Raw genomic sequence first — 20,201 nt, forward strand, 5'->3', positions numbered from 1 at the left:
ATATAGCGTAGGAATGATAAGTATTTTTTCTGTGTACGTACATATAATACTTAAAGCTTTAAAAAATTATATTTGTTATAATATAGATATTTAGTGAGGTGATTATAATAATGGAGTCAATAAAAAAAGCTTCAGAAATGAAGTATAGAAAAGACAAAAAAGGAAACAAGTTATCCATACTAGGTTATGGCTGTATGAGGTTTACTAAAAAAAACGGGAATACTGACATAGATAAGGCAGAAAAAGAAGTTATGGAAGCAATAAATAATGGGGTTAATTATTTTGATACTGCTTATGTTTATTCAGGGAGTGAGGCCACTTTAGGCGAAATTTTAAAAAGAAATAATTGCAGGGATAAAATATATATTGCAACAAAGCTTCCTCATTACTTGATTAAATCACAAAAGAGTTTAGAAAAATATTTTAATGAACAATTAAGAAGGCTTCAAACCGATCATATTGATTATTATCTTATGCATATGCTTACTGACGTGAAGACGTGGGAAAGGTTAAAATCATTAGGCGTTATAGAATGGTTAAAGGAAAAGGTTGACAGTGGGCAAATTCGTAACGTTGGTTTCTCTTATCATGGAAACACAGATATGTTTATTCAGCTTCTAGATGCTTATGATTGGGACTTCTGTCAGATTCAATACAATTATTTAGATGAACATAGTCAAGCGGGAAGAAGAGGTCTTGAAGCAGCTAATAAAAAAGGACTTCCTGTAATCATAATGGAGCCTTTAAGAGGTGGAAAACTAGTCAATTTATTGCCAGAAAAAGCTAAGAAAATAATAAAAGAAAATCCAAGGAAGCGTACCCCGGCAGAATGGGCTTTTCGATGGCTTTGGAATCAGCCTGAGGTTACTTGCGTGCTCTCTGGAATGAACTCCCTTGAAATGGTTCAAGAGAATATAAAGATAGCAAAGGATGTAAATTCGGCTGAATTTACAGAAGAGGATTTTGATCTTATAGAACATGTTAAGAGTGAAATAAAGAGAAACATTAAGGTAGGATGCACAGGTTGTGCTTATTGTATGCCATGCCCTAAGGGAGTAGACATCCCTGAAACTTTTCATGCATACAATATAATGTATTCTGAAAATAAAAAGTCTGGAAGACTTGATTATCTAATGTGTACTGCCATAAGAAAAAATCCAAGTAGTGCTTCACAGTGTATTGAATGTGGTAAATGTGAGCAGCATTGTCCACAGCATATAGAAATTCGAAAAGAACTAAAAAACGCTCGAAGAGAGCTTGAAACACCTATATATAAAATTGCAAAAACTGCGGTGAAATTATTTAAGGTATATTAGTTTTTGAGAATTTGATTAGATTACTATATATTAGGATCTAATGAAGATATATAATCGGTTAATGCAACAACTTAATATTAATAATTGGTGTATAGTTATCTATGCACCTTTTTCTATTTATTTAAATTATAAAATACTACCAACTCTTATAAATAATTATAGTAATAATTTTAATGAGGTTAGTGAAGAATTTAAGAAAAAGGGAAATATAGAAGAAACGTTAAATTAGAAAAGATATTTCTTCAACTATTTTGGCAAGAAATTTTCAATTTTTACATATGAATTATTTCATTTCAAGTGTTTATGGAAATGAAGATATAAATTTAGAGGCATCAAAAGATCAGATTATAGAATTGTTTATAAATGGAGCAGAGGCACAAAAGAATTAGAGGGAGATGATTACTATGGGAAATAAGTACACATTATATTTTGATGAAATAGATAAGAAGGATTTACCGCTTGTGGGTGGTAAAGGTGCAAATCTAGGAGAGATGACTAAGGCTGGTTTTCCAGTTCCTTTTGGATTTTGTGTAACTACAGAAAGTTATAAGGAATTTATAAATTACAATAAACTTTATGATTTTATTGTAGATGAAATTAAAGATGCAAACCTTGAAAATATTAGTACCATAGGAATTAAAATAAGAGAGAAGATAGAACAATCAGAAATGCCGAGAAAAGTAGAAGAAGAAATTATAAAAGCAGCTAACCAGATTGGAATCGATAACTATTATGCTGTTAGATCGAGCGCTACTGCAGAAGATTTAGCTTTTGCATCTTTCGCAGGTCAACAAGATACTTACCTTAACATTAAAGGAAAAGCTTCACTAATTAATTTTGTAAGAAATTGTTGGGCGTCATTATTTACTGATAGAGCTATACTTTACAGATTACAAAATAAAATTGAGCATGAAAAGGTTCATATGTCCGTTGTAGTTCAAAAAATGGTGCTTCCAGATATAGCTGGTATAATGTTTACAGCAGATCCTGTATCAGGTCATAGAAAAGTATTATGGCTGCCCTCAAGATATTGAGTGGTGCTTAGAAAATAATAATTTGTATATAGTGCAAAGTCGTGCTATTACATCATTGTTTCCAATTCCAATTCCTATGCCTAAAGATGGTGATATGCATACCTATATCTCTATAAATCACCTTCAAGTTATGACAGATCCAATTTCTCCTTTAGGGATAGATTTATTTAGAGACATGCTGCCTTTCGGTAAAAATATTAGAAGAGAAGAAAAATATAAGATTTTGGCTTCAGCAGGTGGCAGAATTTATGCAGATGTAAGTGGGCTTATGCATTCTAAGAAAGTAAAGGAGAAGCTATTAGCATTATTAACAAATGCAGATGTCTTGATGGCAGAAGCTTTAAGGGAACTTCTAAAAAGGAAAGATTTCGAGAAAACGTTTAAAGAAAAGAGAGTCAATCTTAAACCCTTTTTGATATATATAGCCCCTGTTGCAGTTAAAGTTACAAAAAATCTTATTTTCACTAATCCTGATGGAACAATAGAGTTTATGAATAACTATATTAAGAAGCGTGAAGATGATACCTTGAAAGCTATTTTAAATGCAAATCAAGGTGTTGAAAGATTAAATGTAATCTGTGAAAAAGCTAGCCTTTATGAAGATGCTAAGAAAGTAATTCCATATTTGGCTCCGGGAATTATTGCCTTTGGGGTACTTGAAAAGATAGAGATTAAGCTCTTAGGAACAAGTAATTATACTAATATAATTGCAAAAGGGTTAGAGGGCAACATTACTACGGAAATGGGACTACTTACTGGAGATTTGGCAGATATGGTGAGAAAATCTCAAAATTTAATTAATGAATTTGAAGATGAAAATTATAAGACATTGACTGTAAGAATAAATAAAGTTAAAGGAGATGATGAGTTCAAGAGATTCTTTAATGATTTTATCAATCAATATGGAGTACGTGCATCAGGAGAAATAGATATAGCCAGGGAGCGTTGGATAGAAAATCCTGAGCCACTTGTAAAATCTATACTTGCGACTATTAGAACTTCTAAGGAAGGAGCTCATAGGGAAGAATACAAAAATACTATAGAAAAAGCAAAAGCTGCAGCAGAAAATATGGTAAAAGAAATACAAACTAAACATGGAAAAATTAAAGCTAAAATTGCAAGAAGACTCATATCAGTTTTAAGAAGTTCTTTTCCGATAAGAGAACATCATAAGTTTATGATGATGAGGCTTTGTATGATTTTTAAGAATGTACTCCTTGAAGAAGCAAAATCACTGGTTGAAAAAGGTAATTTAGATGAAGAAAAGGATATTTTCTATATAAGTTTTAAGGAATTATATAAAGCAATTGAAAATAATGAAAGTCTCAAGACACTAGTAGAACAAAGAAAAGAAGAATATGATCATTACCAAAAACTTAATGCTCCTCGTGTTATTACAAGTGAAGGAGAAGAAGTAAAAGCTGGATACAAGAGAGAGAATATGCCTGAAGGAGCGCTTGTGGGTATTCCTGTTTCATCAGGAGTCATAGAAGGAATTGCAAAGGTAATAACTGATCCTTCCAAAGCTGCTTTAAATAAAGGTGAGATTCTTATAGCACCATTCACTGATCCAGGATGGACGCCACTTTTTATAAATGCAGCTGGATTGGTAATGGAAGTTGGAGGTTTATTAACTCACGGAACTGTAGTAGCCAGAGAGTATGGAATACCTGCAGTTGTAGGAATCTCAGAAGCTACCCAAAAGATTAAAACAGGTCAAAAAATTAGAGTAGACGGAAATAACGGGTATGTGATGGTAATAGAAGCATAGGTGATGCTTTTGGGGTTTTAGGTGCACTTTGTTTGACTGAATTAATTAATGATATTATTTAATTCAGTCATTTATTATGATTTATTTTTATTCCGCCATTTACTAGGAGTTATATTATAAACATTTTTAAAAGCTTTGGAAAAATAAAATTGATTTGGATATCCTGTGAGTTCAGCAATATCTTTAATTGATATATTCTTGTCTTTAAGCATTTCACAGGCTTTAGACAGCCTATATTTTATTAAAAATTCCTGAGGTGTGGTTTTCATAGAACTTTTGAATATCTTTCCAAAATAACTTCTATCAAGATTGCACCACTTTGCAATATCTTCAACAGAAATGTTATTGTTATAGTTCTTTTCAATATAATTTATAGCCTCTCTAACATAGAATTCCTGAAGGTTGGTAGCTTTATTCGTATTGTTAGAAGCAGAATTTTCTAAGAGGGCATAAAAAATAAGATAAGTATGCCCAAGTATAGCTGAATCCGGTGAACTTGGATTATTTAGTAAAAATCTAAAATTATCTATAATAGAGTTCTCAAAATTGTATTCCTTTGGTATATATATTGGATTTTTTGCTGATATTCCTATTTCATCCAAGTACCGTTCAGCTTTCAAACCTTCAAATTCTATCCATATATAATTCCATGGATCATCTTTATCTGCTTCATAAGTGTTTATTATGTTTGGAGTTAGTAAAAAACCTTCTCCAGCCTTTATATTATATATAGAAGTTTTATTTGTTCTATCATTAATTGAATAAAGTTTACCTTTTCCAGATAATATATAGTGAAAAAGATAGTGATTTTTAACAGTTGGTCCAAATGAATGCAAAGGATCACAGCGTTCTGAACCAAATTGATAGAGGATAATATCAACATAATTAACATTATTAAAAATAAAACTTTTAAAGTCCGCCATAATTTTCACCACCATTGATATTGTTTACAATACTGTATGAAATTAGTATATCATAAAATATGTGCTTTTGCGTCTATTATTAATCAATAATAAAACAATATAGCAAATGGATATATTTTTAGCTTTGTTATTCCATGTATTTTATTTTTTTTAAGTGATAAAATTTAATCATGAAAACCAAGTGAATCCATATAAGTAAATATATAGTAGAAATAGCTATGCTAATAAGTAGGTTGTAAAAACTAAATATTTAGTTCTAGAAATAATATAAAAATTCTATATCAATTATTTTTTACTCACTTCTGTAAAGCTTTACTATAGTAATACATAAACGAAAATATATATTTTTATTTATAGGTTTCAAGAAATTTAAACTATAAATTTGGATTTTTAATATTAGTTCAACAGACTAATGTTGAGGATAAATATTAATAGGAAAATTAATTTTTATAAAAGCGGGAGGTATTATAATGAAAAAGAAAATTGTTTCTTTAATATTAGCTAGCGTAATGGCTGTTACCGGATTAATTGGATGTGGCAGCACAAAGACTGCTTCGACAAGTGGACAAGATACAACTAGTAGCAGTGGCAAAGATGTGCATATTACTTATGCGCTTTGGGACTCAAATCAAGCAAAAGGTATCAGAACAATGGCTGATGAGTTTGAAGCAAAAAATCCTGGAATAAAAATAGATTTACAAGTTGTAGGCTGGGATAATTATTGGACAATGCTAGAAGCAGCTGCAACAGGAGGTTCACTTCCAGATACTTTCTGGATGCATTCAAATGAAATTTATAGGTATGAATCAAATGGTATGCTTATGGATTTGACAGATAGAATTAATAAGAGTAGCGAAGTTAAATTGTCAAATTATCCAGAGGGATTAGATAAAATATACAATCTAAATAATAAGCAATATGCAATTCCAAAAGATTACGATACAATAGGCCTTTGGTATAACAAAACCATGTTTGATAAAGCTGGAATATCATATCCAGATGAAACATGGAACTGGGACAAATTATATGAAGCAGCTAAAAAGTTAACAACTGGTGATGGTAAACAATATGGTTTCTTGGCTCCATTACACAATCAAGAAGGATACTATAATTTTGTTTATCAAAATGGAGGAACTATTATAACTGATGATAAGGTATCAGGTTATGATAATCCTAAGACAATAGAAGCAATGAAGTTTTATGTGAAATTTGTTCAAGATGGATTATCACCAAAGATATTTGGTGATGCTGAACGTGCAGAAGCAATGCAAAATGGACTATGTGCAATGGGACTCTTCGGTTCTTGGAATTTAAGCGGCTTTACTTCAAATGATTACATGTCTAAAAATTTTAATGTTGCAGTATTACCTTCAGCAAATGATGGAAAGAGAGCCAGCATTTTTAATGGGCTTGGAAATGCAATTTCAGCAACTACAAAACATCCAGAAGAAGCTTGGAAATGGGTTGAATATTTAAGCTCAAAAGAAGGACAAACAAGACAGGCAGAACTTGGAATAGCGATTTCTGCATATAATGGAACAGCTGATGCTTGGGTAAATTCTAATAAGACATTTAACATAAAATGCTTTATTGATATGGTTAAGTATGCCCAAATAAGACCATATTCTAACAATACTGCAAAATGGGAAGATAAGGCTTATGAATTACTAAAAGGTTCCTTTACAGGTGAAAAAACAGTTGAGGATGCCTGCAAAGATACAGCACAAATGATGAATGATGCACTAAAGGAAGAAAAGTAAACGATATAGAATTATTTACGGCAACATATGCATTTTGTTGCCGTAATTTTTAAAATAGCTGTAGAGGAGATGAATTTATGGCAAAGGATACAATAATAATTAAAAAAAAGCCATCCAAGCAGACAATTAATGAATGGAAATGGGCCTACTTTTTAGTTGCCCCAACTATTATTGGACTTATGATATTAAACATTATACCAATATTTCAAACGTTGTATTTAAGTTTCTTTAAAAGCGGTGATTTTGGAAAAGGAAATATATTTGTAGGTTTAAACAATTACAAAAAGATGCTAGGAGATGCACAAGTATGGCATGCGGTAATTAATACATTAAAATACACAGTAATAGTTGTTCCTGTAACAGTGATAATAGCAATGATTTTAGCAGTATTGTTAAATTCTAAAATAAAGGGAAAAGGTACTTATAGGACCATCTATTTTATTCCAATGGTTGCGGCTCCAGCTGCAATAACAATGATATGGAAATGGTTATATAACAATCAATATGGACTTATTAATTATGTGTTATCGAAAGCTTTAATAAATCCTGTAAATTGGATTGATGACCCTAATATAGCTCTATATTCAATAATAATTATAGGCATATGGAGCACAATTGGATACAGTATGGTACTTTTAATCGCAGGGCTTCAAGAAATACCAAGAGATTATTATGAAGCATCTAGTATAGATGGTGCTAAGCCAGTTAGACAATTTTTTAATATTACATTGCCATTAGTATCACCAACGCTATTTTTTGTTGTAGTAACAAGTATAATTCAGGGAATGCAGGTCTTTGATGTAATTTATATGATGATTGATGTAACTAGTCCAGCATATGATAGTACGGTATCTTTAGTATATCTGTTTTATAACAGTTCCTTTAAATATGCAGATAAGGGTTATGGTTCAGCAATTGTAATGCTGCTTTTAGTCATAATAATGATTATTACAGTATTTCAAATGAAAGCTCAAAAGAAATGGGTAAATTATATGTAGAAAGGAGACAAGCATCATGTCTAGTATAAATAAGAATAAAAAAAGCACAAAAATATGTGTACATTTAGTTTTAATTCTAGGAGTAGTTATTATGATAATGCCCTTTGCATGGATGATACTTACATCATTTAAAAGTGTATCAGAATCTACTTCCATGAATCCTTTTATAATGTTCCCAGCAGAATGGAAAATTGAAAATTATCTTGAGGTAATAAGGCAAAATGATTTTATTATGCTATATTTCAATACTTTTGCAATGATAATCTTAAGGGTAATTTGTTCTGTAGCCTTCAGTGCTATGGCAGCCTATGCCTTTGCAAGATTAAAGTTTCCAGGAAGAAATTTTTTGTTTGGAATAGTCCTATTTCAAATGATGGTACCGGTTCAACTTTTTATAATTCCACAATATTTAATGGTAGATAAATTAGGCATGAGAAATACAGTATTTGCTTTGCTTTTTCCAGGACTTGTTAGTGCATTTGGTACATTTTTGTTAAGACAGTTCTTTATGGGCCTTCCCAAAGAATTAGAAGAATCAGCCAGGCTTGATGGATGCAATATAGGACAAACTTTCTTAAAAGTAATGCTGCCTCTTACAAAGTCAGGATTAGTTGCACTTGGAATATTTACAGCATTATTTGCTTTTAAAGATTTAATGTGGCCTTTAATTGTAAATTCAAACGCAGATTCAGCAACTTTATCTTCAGCTCTTGCTAAAATTCAAAGTGCATATTCAGTTAACTATCCACAATTAATGGCAGCTTCTGTACTTGCTATTTGGCCTATGCTTGCCATATATATTATATTCCAAAAGCAATTTATTGAAGGTATTGCAACTTCAGGTGGCAAGCTTTAATAACTAAGGAGCCTAAGAACGAAAAAACACGGGGAGGGGACATTATGGCAATAAAATTTAATGAAAAGTCTAAAGAATTTCATCTATATAATAAAGAAATAAGCTATATAATAAAAATACTTCAAAATAATCAACTAGGCAATTTATACTATGGACAAAGGATACATCATAAGGAATCATTTTCTTATCTTTTAGAAGGTGGGGCTCGTCCTTTAGCCGCGTATGTATTCGAAGGTGATACAAGTTTTTCCTTGCAGCATACTAAGCAGGAGTATCCTTCCTATGGTACAACGGATTTTAGATATCCAGCCTTTGAAATAAAACAAAAAAATGGAAGTAGAATAACTAATTTTGAATTTGAAACTTATAACATTTTTAAAGGTAAAAAGAAGTTAGAAAAACTTCCAGCAACGTATGTAGAAAACGAAAAAGAAGCTCAGACTTTAGAAATAATACTTTATGATAAATTAATTAAAACAAGATTAATGCTTAGTTACACCATTTATGAAGACTTTCCCATAATAACCAGAAATACAAAGTTTATTAATGAAGGGGAAGAAGGAATTACTTTAACAAAAGCAATGAGCTGTAGTTTGGATTTACCTGATTATGATTATGAAATGGTGCATTTATGCGGAGCCTGGAGTAGAGAAAGGCATGTGAAAAGCAAAAGACTAGAGCAGGGAATTCAATCAATTTACAGCTTAAGGGGGGCAAGCAGTGCAGAGCATAATCCTTTTATAGCATTGAAGAGATCTAGTGCGACTGAATTTGAGGGTGAGGTTTATGGTTTTAGTTTAGTTTATAGTGGGAATTTCTTAGGTGAAGTTCTTGTTGACACTCATAATACCTCCAGAATAATGTTGGGAATACATCCAAACATGTTCGAATGGGTACTACAGAAAAATGAAAGCTTTCAAACTCCTGAAGTAGTTATGGCTTATTCACATAACGGAATGAATGGAATAAGTCAGGCTTATCATAAATTATATAGGACCAGACTTGCTAGAGGATATTGGAGAGACAGAGTGCGTCCAATATTAATAAACAATTGGGAAGCCACAATGTTTGACTTTAATGAAGAGGTAATACTTAAGCTTGCAAAGACTGCAAAGGAGCTTGGAATAGAATTATTTGTATTAGATGATGGCTGGTTTGGAAATAGAAATAATGATAAAGCAGGTCTTGGAGATTGGTATGTAAATACTAATAAACTCCCAAGTGGGATTGTTGGACTTTCTAAAAAAATAGAAGAAATGGAAATGAAATTTGGGCTTTGGTTTGAACCTGAAATGGTTAATAAAGATAGTGACTTATACAGGGCTCATTCAGATTGGATTATTCATACTCCAAATAGAAGTACATCCCATTGTAGAAATCAATATACTTTGGATTTTTCAAGGGAAGAAGTAATTGACTATATATATGAAGCCATGTCAAAAGTATTTCGCGAAGCTTCTATATCATATGTAAAATGGGATATGAATAGGTATATTACAGAATGTTATAGTATAGCAAAAAGTGCAGAAAACCAAGGAAAAGTTATGCATGAGTATATTTTGGGAGTGTATTCCTTATATGAAAGATTAACCTCTGAATTTCCGCATATTCTATTTGAATCCTGCTCAAGCGGTGGTGCAAGATTTGATCCAGGAATGTTGTACTATGCACCTCAATGCTGGACAAGTGATAATACAGATGCAGTAGAAAGAATGAAAATACAGTATGGAACCTCATATGTTTACCCAATAAGCAGTATGGGAGCACATGTATCTGAAGTGCCAAATCAACAAGTATTTAGAACAACTCCGTTAAAGACAAGGGCTAATGTAGCTTATTTTGGGGCATTTGGATATGAGTTGGATTTAAATACCTTATCAAAAGAAGAAAAAGAAATTATAAGAGAACAAGTTAAATTTATGAAGGAAAAAAGAGAATTAATTCAAAAAGGAACTTTTTATAGATTAGTAAGTCCATTTGAAGGTAATGTAAATTCATGGATGGTTGTATCAGAAGATAGATGTGAAGCCTTAGTTGGATATTACAAGGTATTAAATTGTGCCAATGATGGTTTTAAGAGAATTAAACTTCAAGGTCTTAATACAAATAAAAAGTACTATATAAATGACAATAAAAAGGAAATATTTTTTGGGGATGAGCTCATGTTTGTAGGTATACCTGTGAAAAAAGAAGAGCTTTGCCAAGATGGGGGAGACTTTACTTCAACAATATATTATATAAAAGAGATAAATGAATAATGATATTTCAAGTGAAGTGAGTTATTTTTTTATTTATGACTAAAGTCTTAAAGAAAAAAAGCTGAAATGAATGGAGGTGAATTTTGAGATAAAAAGAATGTAGCGTAATTTCATAATTAAATAAATCTTATAATTGGGTAAAGGTGAGAAATTTTGAGGAGGTTTCAAGTTTATGAAAAAAATTTTAGCAACGATTCTAAGTCTATGCGTTTTTGGAGCAATGACTCAAGGACTAGAAACAACAGCTTGGGCAGCTGATACCATGACTGTAGACTGCACAAATGTGCTTAGAGATGTAACGCATTGTGCAAGTGGTTCCCTTTACGGAATCACTGAAAATAAACCAGCAGATGTAAGTGGTCTTGTGGCTCCGCTTAAACCATATGTAATGAGAAATCCTGCTAGAGGAGCCTCTGGCAACCAGCATGCCTTTGGAGCTGCAATACCTGTTTCGGATAGGCTTGCCTCAATTCCAAGTGTTAAAGTATCGATTGATTTGGCAGATATGCTTCCAAGCTGGCCATATCAGTGGCCAGGCATGACAAGCTGGCTTAATCAGGTGACTTCATTTATCAATGACAAGAAAGCATCTGGTCGTAATAATTATTATGGTTATGAAATATGGAATGAACCTGATGGTACTTGGAATTCTGCTAATGGAACTTTCAATGATATGTGGAAGCAGACTTACAATGTTATTCGTGCAAATGATCCTAGCGCTAAAATAGTAGGTCCTTGCTATAGCTATTATAATCGTACTACTATAAGTAACTTTTTGAGTTTCTGCAAAGCAAACAACTGTCTTCCTGATATAATGAGCTGGCATGAACTCAGTGGGATTGATGGGGTATCATCACATTTAAGAGACTATAGACAATTGGAAACTTCTCTTGGAATAAGCCAATTGCCAATCAGTATAAATGAATATTGTGATTCTAATCATAACCTTGAAGGACAGCCTGGATCATCAGCACGCTATATAGGAAAATTCGAGCGTTATAAAGTAGATAGTGCATGCATATCATGGTGGTTTGTCCCTGCTCCAGGCAGATTGGGAAGTCTTTTAGCTACCGACACTCAAAAGGGTGCAGGCTGGTATTTCTATAAATGGTATGGAGACATGACAGGAAAAATGGTCAGCGTAACACCACCAAATGATGACAGTAATTTAGTAGATGGAGCTGCGTGTGTTGATTCAAACAATAAGTATATCAGTTTTATTTTTGGCGGGCCAAATGATGGTACAATAAACACAACATTTAAAAACATTCCATCCTTTATAGGCTCAACAGCATCTGTAAAGGTGGAGAAAATCGATTGGGTAAGCAAAGATACAGTATCTTCTGGACCATCTACAGTTTTAACCTCTAATTATTCTGTAGTTAATGGACAGATTACAGTACCATTAACAGGCTGCAACAGTAGTTCTGGATATCGTATATACATTACTTCGGGAACTAGCAGCAGTGTATCACATACAAGTTAATTAATCGAAACAGTGGAAAAGCACTAGATGTTTACAATAATTCAACAGCAGACGGTGCTGATGTTATACAGTGGAGCGATAATGGGCAAGACAATCAAAGATGGAATATTATAGATGTAGGAAACGGATATTATAATCTGGTAAATATCAATAGCAGCGAATTATTGGATGTTGATAACGATTCAGTGGCAGATGGTGCCAATGTGCTACAGTGGAGTAGTAATGGTGGCAATAATCAGCAGTGGCAATTGCAAAAGTAAGATAAGTAAAGCTAATATAATAAATAAAGACTGATTACAAAAATCAGTCTTTTTATTTTATCAATACTATATAATGAATTTAATTCACTTTTGATTAAAAGTCATTCCTTTATTTTTTTGTGGTTATTATTAGGAATGACTTCTTTATTATTTTTATAACTGTAAACATATGTTTTAACTGCTAAAATACTCAGTGGCTTATATTATATAAATAGTCTAAAACCCAAGTTCTTCTCCAATTAATATAACCTTTATCTTATTTGCAGGTTTGCTTGCTCTTGTTGTTACCAAGTATGAACAAATACAATCTGGACTTAAACAATCTCCACAACTGCCTGTTGCATAACATGGGGTTTTCGCATCTTGAAAATGTTGAATATTTGCTGGCCCGGCAATTGTTCTAGCTCTCTGCACTGCATCATCAAGGTTTTTTACAATTTTATTCATTCCAGCTACGACTATAACACTCTTTGGCCCAAAAATCATAGCAGCAACACGATTGCCATTTCCATCAATGTTAAATAGCTGACCATCTTCACTTATAGCATTACTACTCATTAAGAAAGTGTCACATAAAAGTGCCTTTCTCATAAGATCTGTTCGTTCTTCAGGACTTTTTGCAGTGTCCCTATCAATAACTTCATACCCATTTTCTTTTACAAGTTCTTTTATACCAATTTCATTTAAGGTTTCAGAACCACCCCAGGATACAACGTGACCTTGAGGAATTAACTCTAAAATCTGCTCAAGTGCTTCATCTTTGGTTTTAAAATAATACGCATCAAAATGACGCCTTTTTAAAGATTCAACTACTTTTGTACTCAATTTATCATAGCGTTTTTCTAATAGAGATTGTCTTGTCATTTAAACGTCCTCCTTATGAACATGTCTTATATAATTTCTTGAATTAAAATAATTTTATATTATTATGATATATTTATAACACAATTAACCATTTTATATAAGTATGCACTTTTTTGTAACATAGTATATGAAATGATACTAAGAGCATGTTATAATTTTGAAATGAGGAGTAGTAGATATATAGTATATAAATAATATATCAATTTGAATTACTATATTTAAAAAGGAGTAGCAAACCCTATCAGAAGAAGTTTTAAATTGATAGGGTTAATAATTAAGGAGATGATAAAGTTTGATTTACATAAATACTTTCAAACTGTGTGATAAGGTACTTTCTAATCCTAATATATATCCTCATAATGTGTTTTCAGGTAAAAATGAGAAATGCCTTGTTTTTGATAAGATTACAATATTCTATGGAAATAATGCTTGTGGAAAATCTTCTTTGTTGAATATTATAGCTAATAAATTGAAGTTAACTGGAAAGGAACAAGTACAGGAAAATTCTTATTTTAAAGAATTTGTAGATGATTGCAGATACGGATTCGGAGAAAATGAAATAGGGCAGATGTGGTATGGAATTCCTAGAAATAGCCGCTATATTAAAAGTGAAGATATAATGTATGAAATTAAGAAAGTTCAACAGGAATCTATATTGAGAAAAGGATATATTTATGAGCGTGCTGAAAAAGGATATAGCAAAGAGCAGTTGGAAATACTAGAGCATTCTTATAAGATGAAAGAACAGATAGAAAGAATTAAATACGGTCAGGAAAAGTACTCAAATGGCGAAACGAGCCAGCAAATATTTGATGAGTGGCTTCAAGCAGATGCATTATATCTTTTAGATGAACCAGAAGTTTCATTATCTCCTCAAAACCAAGTACTTTTAGCTGAGAAGATTAATTATGGAGCAAGATTTTTAAACAATCAGTACATAATTGCAACCCATTCACCATTTATGCTTGGAACTTTAGATGCAAAAATATATAACCTGAACTCAAAAGATTTAGATGTATGCGGCTGGAGTGAATTGGACAATGTGAAGTATTTTTATGAATTCTTTAAGAAGCATCAAGTGGAATTTGAGAAATAGTTATTAGATTTAGGTTAAAAGTATTTTTATTCCTTAATTCGTACATTTAAAGAAGAAAGTATTGATTATATTTAGGTATCATGAGAATATGAATACAAGGAGATTGATTTAAATATTGCTTTCTTTTTCTTGTAATAATTATATCATTTAGTAATTAGGGGATTATATATGATATTCAGATAGTTATTTATTATGAGATAAATGGGTTAGACCATTATTATAGTAGATAGGTATTTAGTAATTCAATTTCTAAAAAATCATAGCTGCTTAATTATACTACTAGTGGGTTATTAAGGGGTATTAAAGAGGCGTAAGCCTCTTATTTTTGTACATAAAAATTCATTGCACTTCAATAAATGACAAGAAAATTAAAAAACAAAAACTTAATAAAAATAGAAGAATAAAAATATAAGAGTACTATGTTCGAAGATATTAATTTAACTAAAGGTTAAAATTGATCCAATTTCGTTGTTCTTCAGGTAACCAACCTGAAACGGGCCTAAGTATTTCACATGTTATAAGTCTATCGGAAGCATCAAGAAATTTAATTATTCGGCTATTAATATCATCAGCTGATAATGATGTTTTAACTAAGTAAGTACTTTCAAGGTAATGGCACCATTCACCTAATGCTTCAATAGATTCGCAAACCTTTTCATAATTTTTACATGGTTCACTTAAATCATAACTAATCATATATACTGCCATAAACTCTCATCCCCTTTTTTTAATATAATTTTACCATAAATTGAGATAAAAGGGTAAAAATAAAAACAAAAAAGTTGTATGATTTGAAAATTAATATGTAAATGTTTTTTGCAATAACATTAAAATAAAAATGAATGAAAGATGAGAAATTTACTAAAACTATAATAAATTTAAATTATAAAGGTAATAAAAATATTAATAGATGGAGAAACTTGGTATATGAATAAAGATGTAATAAAAATTGAGGATATAGTAAATATATTAATAAAAAGATGGAAAATGATACTTGGAATCACTTTAATTGCAACTGCACTTTCAGCAATAATAAGCATTTTCATAATCTCGCCTAAATATGAAGCAAGTACGAAAGTGTTTATTGGTAAAGAGCTTAATGCTCAAGGACAGGAACAGAGTTATGACACTAATGATGTTCAGATGTATCAAAAATTACTAAAGACATATGTTGAAATAATTAAAACTAATGATTTGATAGATAGAGCTATTAACTTTAGTAATTTGAATTTAAGTTCTGATAAGATACTAAGCACATTAAGTGTTACTCCAAGGTCTGATACGCAGATTTTAGAAATTAGCTATATAAGCCCACATAAATCAGAAGCTGGTGATGTGGTAAAAACAGTTACTGATGAGTTTATGAGATCATCAAAAGAACTAATACCTAATGGCAATGTAAAAACTATAGAAAGTGTAAAGGTAACAGATAATCCAGTAAGTCCAAATAAGAAATTAAATATAGGATTAGCTTTTGCGGCAGGGGTAATTATCGGTTTAGGATTAAGCTTTCTAATTGAGTTCATGGATAATACTTTTAAAACTAGAGAGGAAATGGAAGAAATATTAGGAGTTCCGGTTTTAGGCACTATTCCTGATAAATTTAAGTCCTAGAAAGGTGTGTAGGTATGTCAGTATTAGAGGCAATAAAACATTATAAGAAAGGAAAAGATAATAATACAATTGATGATAGAATTCATGCAGGGTTTATAGTAGAAGAAAAGCCAAAATCAGTGGTCTCAGAAGCATATAGAACCTTGAGGACAAATATTCAGTATTCTTCATTTGATAAAGAGATAAGAACCATTGCAGTTACAAGTGCAGAAATGGCGGAAGGGAAATCCACTGTTGCTGGAAATATTGCATTAACCTTTGCACAAAGCGATAAAAAGGTTATTCTGGTAGATTGTGATTTAAGAAAACCTTCAGTACATAAAAACTTTAAAGCATCAAATTTAGTTGGAATTTCGGAAATTTTAATTGGAAAGGTTTCTATTGAAGAAGCTGTGCAAAAACGTAATGATAATTTATATTTTTTAACTTCAGGGAAAATTCCTCCTAACCCATCAGAGATGCTAGCATCATCAGCCATGAGTAATTTGATTGAAGAATTAAAAAAAAGATATGATTTTGTAGTTTTAGATACGGCCCCCATTAAAGCAGTTACGGATGCTCAAATACTTTCAACAAAAGTTGAGGGGACTATTTTAGTAGTTAGAGCAGCTGTAACAAAAAGGGATGCGGTTATAGAGGCAAAAAATCTTCTAGATAAGGTTGGAGCTAATATAATAGGAGCAGTATTACACGCAGTAGAAAATACTAGAGGAAAATACAGTAACTATTATGGAAATGAAGAGGATAAGGAATAAGAATATTTAAGCATATGAAAGCTATAAACTGAATAAAAGGGGGTGTGGTTATGATAGCAGATATACATTCACATATATTACCAGGTATTGATGACGGTTCTGAGAATATGGAAATGACATTAGAAATGTTAAGAAATGCAGAGAGAAATGGAACACGAGAAATTGTAGCAACTCCTCATTATTTATTGGAATATGGAGATGCAACTATAAATGAAGTTAAAGCTTTGACAGAGGAAGTTGCGGCAGCTGCAAATAGAGAAGGAATCAATATTAAAATTTATAGTGGTCAGGAGATTTATTATAATGAAAACATAATTGAAAATTTCTTGCAGGGTAATATAGGGACCATAAATGATTCTAGATATATGCTGATTGAATTTCCTATGCATGGATTTGATAATAACATAGTTGATGTTATTTATGAATTACAGGTTAGGGACATAGTTCCAATAATAGCTCATCCTGAAAGATATAAACCATTTAGAGAAGAGCCATCATTAATTAATAAGTTTATTGATGCAGGATATTTATTTCAGATAAATTCAGGAAGTATTGAAGGGAAGTTTGGAGAAAGTGTTAGAAAAACTGCTTCGTTATATTTAGAAAATAACATATATAATTTCATTGGTTCTGATGCACATAATGTAGAATGCAGAAATTCGGGCATAAGAGATGCCATTAAAGTATTGAAAGTTACAAATGTTACTGGTAGCTTAATGAATGAAAAAATACTTGAAGAAAGTTCTGAAAAATTATTAAATAATCATGAGGTGGAATTTGTTGGTAAAAAGATAAAGAGCAAAAAATCTATATTATCGTTTCTTAAGATTTAATACATATTACATGTCTCAAATTTAGATACCATAAAAATGAAAACAGAATAAATATTTGTCATAAAACGCTATATTAGCAACTATCCTTGATATTGCTTGATGTAGCGTTTATTGTGTGTTGAAAAGTGTATATACTCATTGTAATATAAATTATACAGAGTGTAGACAGAACAAAATTACATTAAGCAAGATTCATCTTATTGAAGAAGCAATTAGGTTTACTATTATTTATCTTAATTAAGCAAGGTAAAGAATTAAAAAACTTGATTGCTAATTAATTATCATAGGGCGGTGATAAAATGCAGCAACTAGAAATTAATAAAGGGGAGGCTGTCTTCCAAGATAGAGCTGAACCTAGGATGGAGTATTACTTTTTTAAGAGGACTATGGATATTCTTTGCTCTTTAACTGGATTAACGATTTTATTGCCAATATTTTTAATTGTTGGAATAATAATAAAACTTGAATCAAGAGGTCCAATTTTTTTTGCTCAAGAACGGATTGGGAAAAATGGTGAAGTGTTTAAGATGTACAAGTTTAGATCAATGGTAGTTAATGCAGAAAAATTAAAGAAAGAACTACAATGTAAAAATGAGATGAGCGGACCAATGTTCAAAATGAAGAATGATCCAAGAGTAACTAAAGTTGGCAGATTCATAAGAAAAACAAGCATAGATGAACTTCCACAATTGTTTAATATACTAAAAGGTGAAATGAGTTTAGTTGGACCTAGACCGTCACTTCCTAAAGAAGTTCAAAAATTCGATGACTGGATGATGACTAGATTAGAGGTTAAGCCCGGATTAACCTGCTATTGGCAAGTTTCAGGTAGAAATGATATTGACTTTGAAGAATGGATGGAATTAGACATAAAATATGTGCAGGATAGAAGTATTTTAATCGATATTAAATTGATTTTAAAAACATTTTCTGTACTATTTGGAGACAAACATGCTAGATAGAATGAGAGGTATGAATATGAAGATGAAAGTAGTAGTTGCAGGAACAGGATACGTAGGATTAGTTACAGGGGCATGTCTTTCAGAAATAGGACATGATGTAACTTGTGTTGATATAGATAAAAATAAAGTTGAAATGATGAAAAAGGGAATTTCACCTATATATGAACCAGGTTTAGATGAACTTATAAAGAGAAATCATGATGATAATAGATTACATTTTACAGTTGATTATAAAAATGCTTACAAAGATGCTGATTTAATATTCATAGGGGTTGGTACTCCAGAAAGAGAAGATGGATCAGCTAACTTAGATTATGTATTTAATGTATGCAGTCAAATTGCAGACAATGCAGAGAAAGATTGTTTAGTAGTTGTTAAATCAACAGTTCCAATAGGAACTAATGATAGAATTGAAGAATTTTTAAAAGAAAATGTTAAAAATAATATTCATATAGAAGTAGCTTCAAATCCAGAATTTTTAGCACAGGGCACAGCAGTTATTGATACTTTACATGCTAAGAGAATTGTAATTGGGATTGAATCAGAGAAAGCAGAAAGGCTTTTAAGACAAGTTTACGAAGATTATAATCAGCCGATAGTTGTTACAAATAGAAGAAGTGCAGAAATGGTTAAATATGCTTCAAATGACTTTTTGGCACTTAAACTATCATTTATGAATGAAATAGCAAATTTTTGTGAAATGGTTGGAGCAGATATTGAAGATGTAGCTAAAGGAATGAGTTTTGATCCAAGAATAGGAGATAAATTCTTAAGTGCTGGAATCGGATATGGGGGATCATGTTTCCCTAAAGATACTAAGGCACTTCATTGGTTAGCTAATGACAATGGATATGAATTAAAAACAATAAAAGCAACAATTGAAGTAAATGAAAATCAAAAGTATAAATTATTCAGACAAGCTAAAAAGAGATTTGGCAGCTTAAAAGGATTAAAGGTAGCAGTACTTGGTTTAACATTTAAACCTGGAACTGATGATTTAAGAGAAGCACCATCAATACCAAATGTAAGAAGATTAATAGATGAAGGTGCTAAAGTATTTGCATATGATCCAGTTGGGGTTAATAATTTTAAAAAGATATATCCAGACGAAGTAACTTATGTAAGCACTCCAGAAGAAACTTTAAAAGATGCAGATATGGCATTTATATTTACAGAATGGAATGAAATCAAAGAATTAGATTTAAAGATTTATGAAGAATTAATGAATACGCCTATAATCTTAGATGGCAGAAACTGTTATAAAGTAAAAGAAGCTAAAGGTCGAGAAATAGATTATTATTCAATTGGACGAAAAGCTGTTTTAAATCTTGAGAAAAAACTTAAAGAAGAAATGACAGCTATGGTAATATAGATATTTAACTTTGAAAAGTCAGAGGCTTTTCAAAGTTAAACTG

18 protein-coding genes are annotated in these 20,201 nt (G+C 31.3%); 15 read left to right on the forward strand and 3 right to left on the reverse strand.

Annotated elements, in window-relative coordinates:
* Positions 1 to 110: 110 nt before the first annotated feature.
* The 3 genes from CDLVIII_RS15115 to CDLVIII_RS15120 all read left to right on the forward strand — a co-directional run bounded on the left by CDLVIII_RS15115 (position 111) and on the right by CDLVIII_RS15120 (position 4,121).
* Positions 111 to 1,316 (forward strand): aldo/keto reductase, encoded by a 1,206-nt coding sequence (locus tag CDLVIII_RS15115; protein ID WP_009170321.1) that lies wholly within the window; start codon positions 111 to 113, stop codon positions 1,314 to 1,316.
* Between the two features lie 404 nt (positions 1,317 to 1,720).
* A complete protein-coding gene (locus CDLVIII_RS32055; RefSeq protein ID WP_242835741.1) occupies positions 1,721 to 2,350 on the forward strand; it encodes a PEP/pyruvate-binding domain-containing protein in 630 nt (209 codons plus the stop codon).
* 31 nt (positions 2,351 to 2,381) lie between these two features.
* On the forward strand, positions 2,382 to 4,121 hold the full coding sequence (locus CDLVIII_RS15120; RefSeq protein ID WP_242835742.1) for a PEP-utilizing enzyme: 1,740 nt from the start codon (positions 2,382 to 2,384) through the stop codon (positions 4,119 to 4,121).
* 74 nt (positions 4,122 to 4,195) lie between these two features.
* On the opposite strand, the gene CDLVIII_RS15125 is transcribed toward CDLVIII_RS15120, so the two are convergent.
* Positions 4,196 to 5,044, reverse strand: a complete 849-nt coding sequence (locus CDLVIII_RS15125; RefSeq protein WP_009170324.1) for an AraC family transcriptional regulator — start codon at positions 5,042 to 5,044, stop codon at positions 4,196 to 4,198.
* Between the two features lie 470 nt (positions 5,045 to 5,514).
* On the opposite strand from CDLVIII_RS15125, the gene CDLVIII_RS15130 reads away from it, so the two are divergent.
* The 6 genes from CDLVIII_RS15130 to CDLVIII_RS32570 all read left to right on the forward strand — a co-directional run bounded on the left by CDLVIII_RS15130 (position 5,515) and on the right by CDLVIII_RS32570 (position 12,696).
* Positions 5,515 to 6,804: a sugar ABC transporter substrate-binding protein gene (locus CDLVIII_RS15130; RefSeq protein WP_009170325.1), complete on the forward strand. Its 1,290-nt coding sequence runs from the start codon at positions 5,515 to 5,517 to the stop codon at positions 6,802 to 6,804.
* Positions 6,805 to 6,881: 77 nt separating this feature from the next.
* Positions 6,882 to 7,802: a sugar ABC transporter permease gene (locus CDLVIII_RS15135; RefSeq protein WP_009170326.1), complete on the forward strand. Its 921-nt coding sequence runs from the start codon at positions 6,882 to 6,884 to the stop codon at positions 7,800 to 7,802.
* 16 nt (positions 7,803 to 7,818) lie between these two features.
* The gene (locus tag CDLVIII_RS15140; RefSeq protein WP_009170327.1) at positions 7,819 to 8,658 is read left to right on the forward strand and encodes a carbohydrate ABC transporter permease; all 840 of its coding nucleotides are present in this window, start codon (positions 7,819 to 7,821) and stop codon (positions 8,656 to 8,658) included.
* A gap of 44 nt (positions 8,659 to 8,702) precedes the next feature.
* Entirely contained in the window at positions 8,703 to 10,916 is a 2,214-nt protein-coding gene (locus tag CDLVIII_RS15145) for an alpha-galactosidase (protein WP_009170328.1), read from the forward strand.
* Between the two features lie 172 nt (positions 10,917 to 11,088).
* The gene (locus CDLVIII_RS15150) at positions 11,089 to 12,402 is read left to right on the forward strand and encodes a beta-xylosidase (protein WP_009170329.1); all 1,314 of its coding nucleotides are present in this window, start codon (positions 11,089 to 11,091) and stop codon (positions 12,400 to 12,402) included.
* Between the two features lie 168 nt (positions 12,403 to 12,570).
* Positions 12,571 to 12,696: a hypothetical protein gene (locus tag CDLVIII_RS32570; protein ID WP_278245849.1), complete on the forward strand. Its 126-nt coding sequence runs from the start codon at positions 12,571 to 12,573 to the stop codon at positions 12,694 to 12,696.
* 182 nt (positions 12,697 to 12,878) lie between these two features.
* On the opposite strand, the gene CDLVIII_RS15155 is transcribed toward CDLVIII_RS32570, so the two are convergent.
* Positions 12,879 to 13,526: a lactate utilization protein gene (locus tag CDLVIII_RS15155; RefSeq protein WP_009170330.1), complete on the reverse strand. Its 648-nt coding sequence runs from the start codon at positions 13,524 to 13,526 to the stop codon at positions 12,879 to 12,881.
* A 292-nt stretch (positions 13,527 to 13,818) separates the two neighbouring features.
* On the opposite strand from CDLVIII_RS15155, the gene CDLVIII_RS15160 reads away from it, so the two are divergent.
* Complete coding sequence (locus tag CDLVIII_RS15160; RefSeq protein ID WP_009170331.1) at positions 13,819 to 14,622, forward strand: AAA family ATPase; 804 nt, start codon at positions 13,819 to 13,821, stop codon at positions 14,620 to 14,622.
* A gap of 441 nt (positions 14,623 to 15,063) precedes the next feature.
* On the opposite strand, the gene CDLVIII_RS15165 is transcribed toward CDLVIII_RS15160, so the two are convergent.
* On the reverse strand, positions 15,064 to 15,330 hold the full coding sequence (locus CDLVIII_RS15165; RefSeq protein ID WP_009170332.1) for a hypothetical protein: 267 nt from the start codon (positions 15,328 to 15,330) through the stop codon (positions 15,064 to 15,066).
* Positions 15,331 to 15,549: 219 nt separating this feature from the next.
* On the opposite strand from CDLVIII_RS15165, the gene CDLVIII_RS15170 reads away from it, so the two are divergent.
* The 5 genes from CDLVIII_RS15170 to CDLVIII_RS15190 all read left to right on the forward strand — a co-directional run bounded on the left by CDLVIII_RS15170 (position 15,550) and on the right by CDLVIII_RS15190 (position 20,158).
* On the forward strand, positions 15,550 to 16,236 hold the full coding sequence (locus tag CDLVIII_RS15170; protein ID WP_009170333.1) for a Wzz/FepE/Etk N-terminal domain-containing protein: 687 nt from the start codon (positions 15,550 to 15,552) through the stop codon (positions 16,234 to 16,236).
* A gap of 14 nt (positions 16,237 to 16,250) precedes the next feature.
* A complete protein-coding gene (locus CDLVIII_RS15175) occupies positions 16,251 to 16,991 on the forward strand; it encodes a CpsD/CapB family tyrosine-protein kinase (protein WP_009170334.1) in 741 nt (246 codons plus the stop codon).
* 53 nt (positions 16,992 to 17,044) lie between these two features.
* Positions 17,045 to 17,824 carry a CpsB/CapC family capsule biosynthesis tyrosine phosphatase gene (locus CDLVIII_RS15180; protein WP_035302341.1) on the forward strand — a complete coding sequence of 260 codons (780 nt, stop codon included), beginning with the start codon at positions 17,045 to 17,047 and terminating at the stop codon, positions 17,822 to 17,824.
* Positions 17,825 to 18,123: 299 nt separating this feature from the next.
* Entirely contained in the window at positions 18,124 to 18,786 is a 663-nt protein-coding gene (locus tag CDLVIII_RS15185; protein ID WP_009170336.1) for a sugar transferase, read from the forward strand.
* Between the two features lie 22 nt (positions 18,787 to 18,808).
* Complete coding sequence (locus tag CDLVIII_RS15190) at positions 18,809 to 20,158, forward strand: UDP-glucose/GDP-mannose dehydrogenase family protein (protein ID WP_035302343.1); 1,350 nt, start codon at positions 18,809 to 18,811, stop codon at positions 20,156 to 20,158.
* Positions 20,159 to 20,201: the final 43 nt, after the last annotated feature.

Origin of the sequence: Clostridium sp. DL-VIII (assembly GCF_000230835.1) — a bacterium.
Taxonomy (GTDB): domain Bacteria; phylum Bacillota; class Clostridia; order Clostridiales; family Clostridiaceae; genus Clostridium.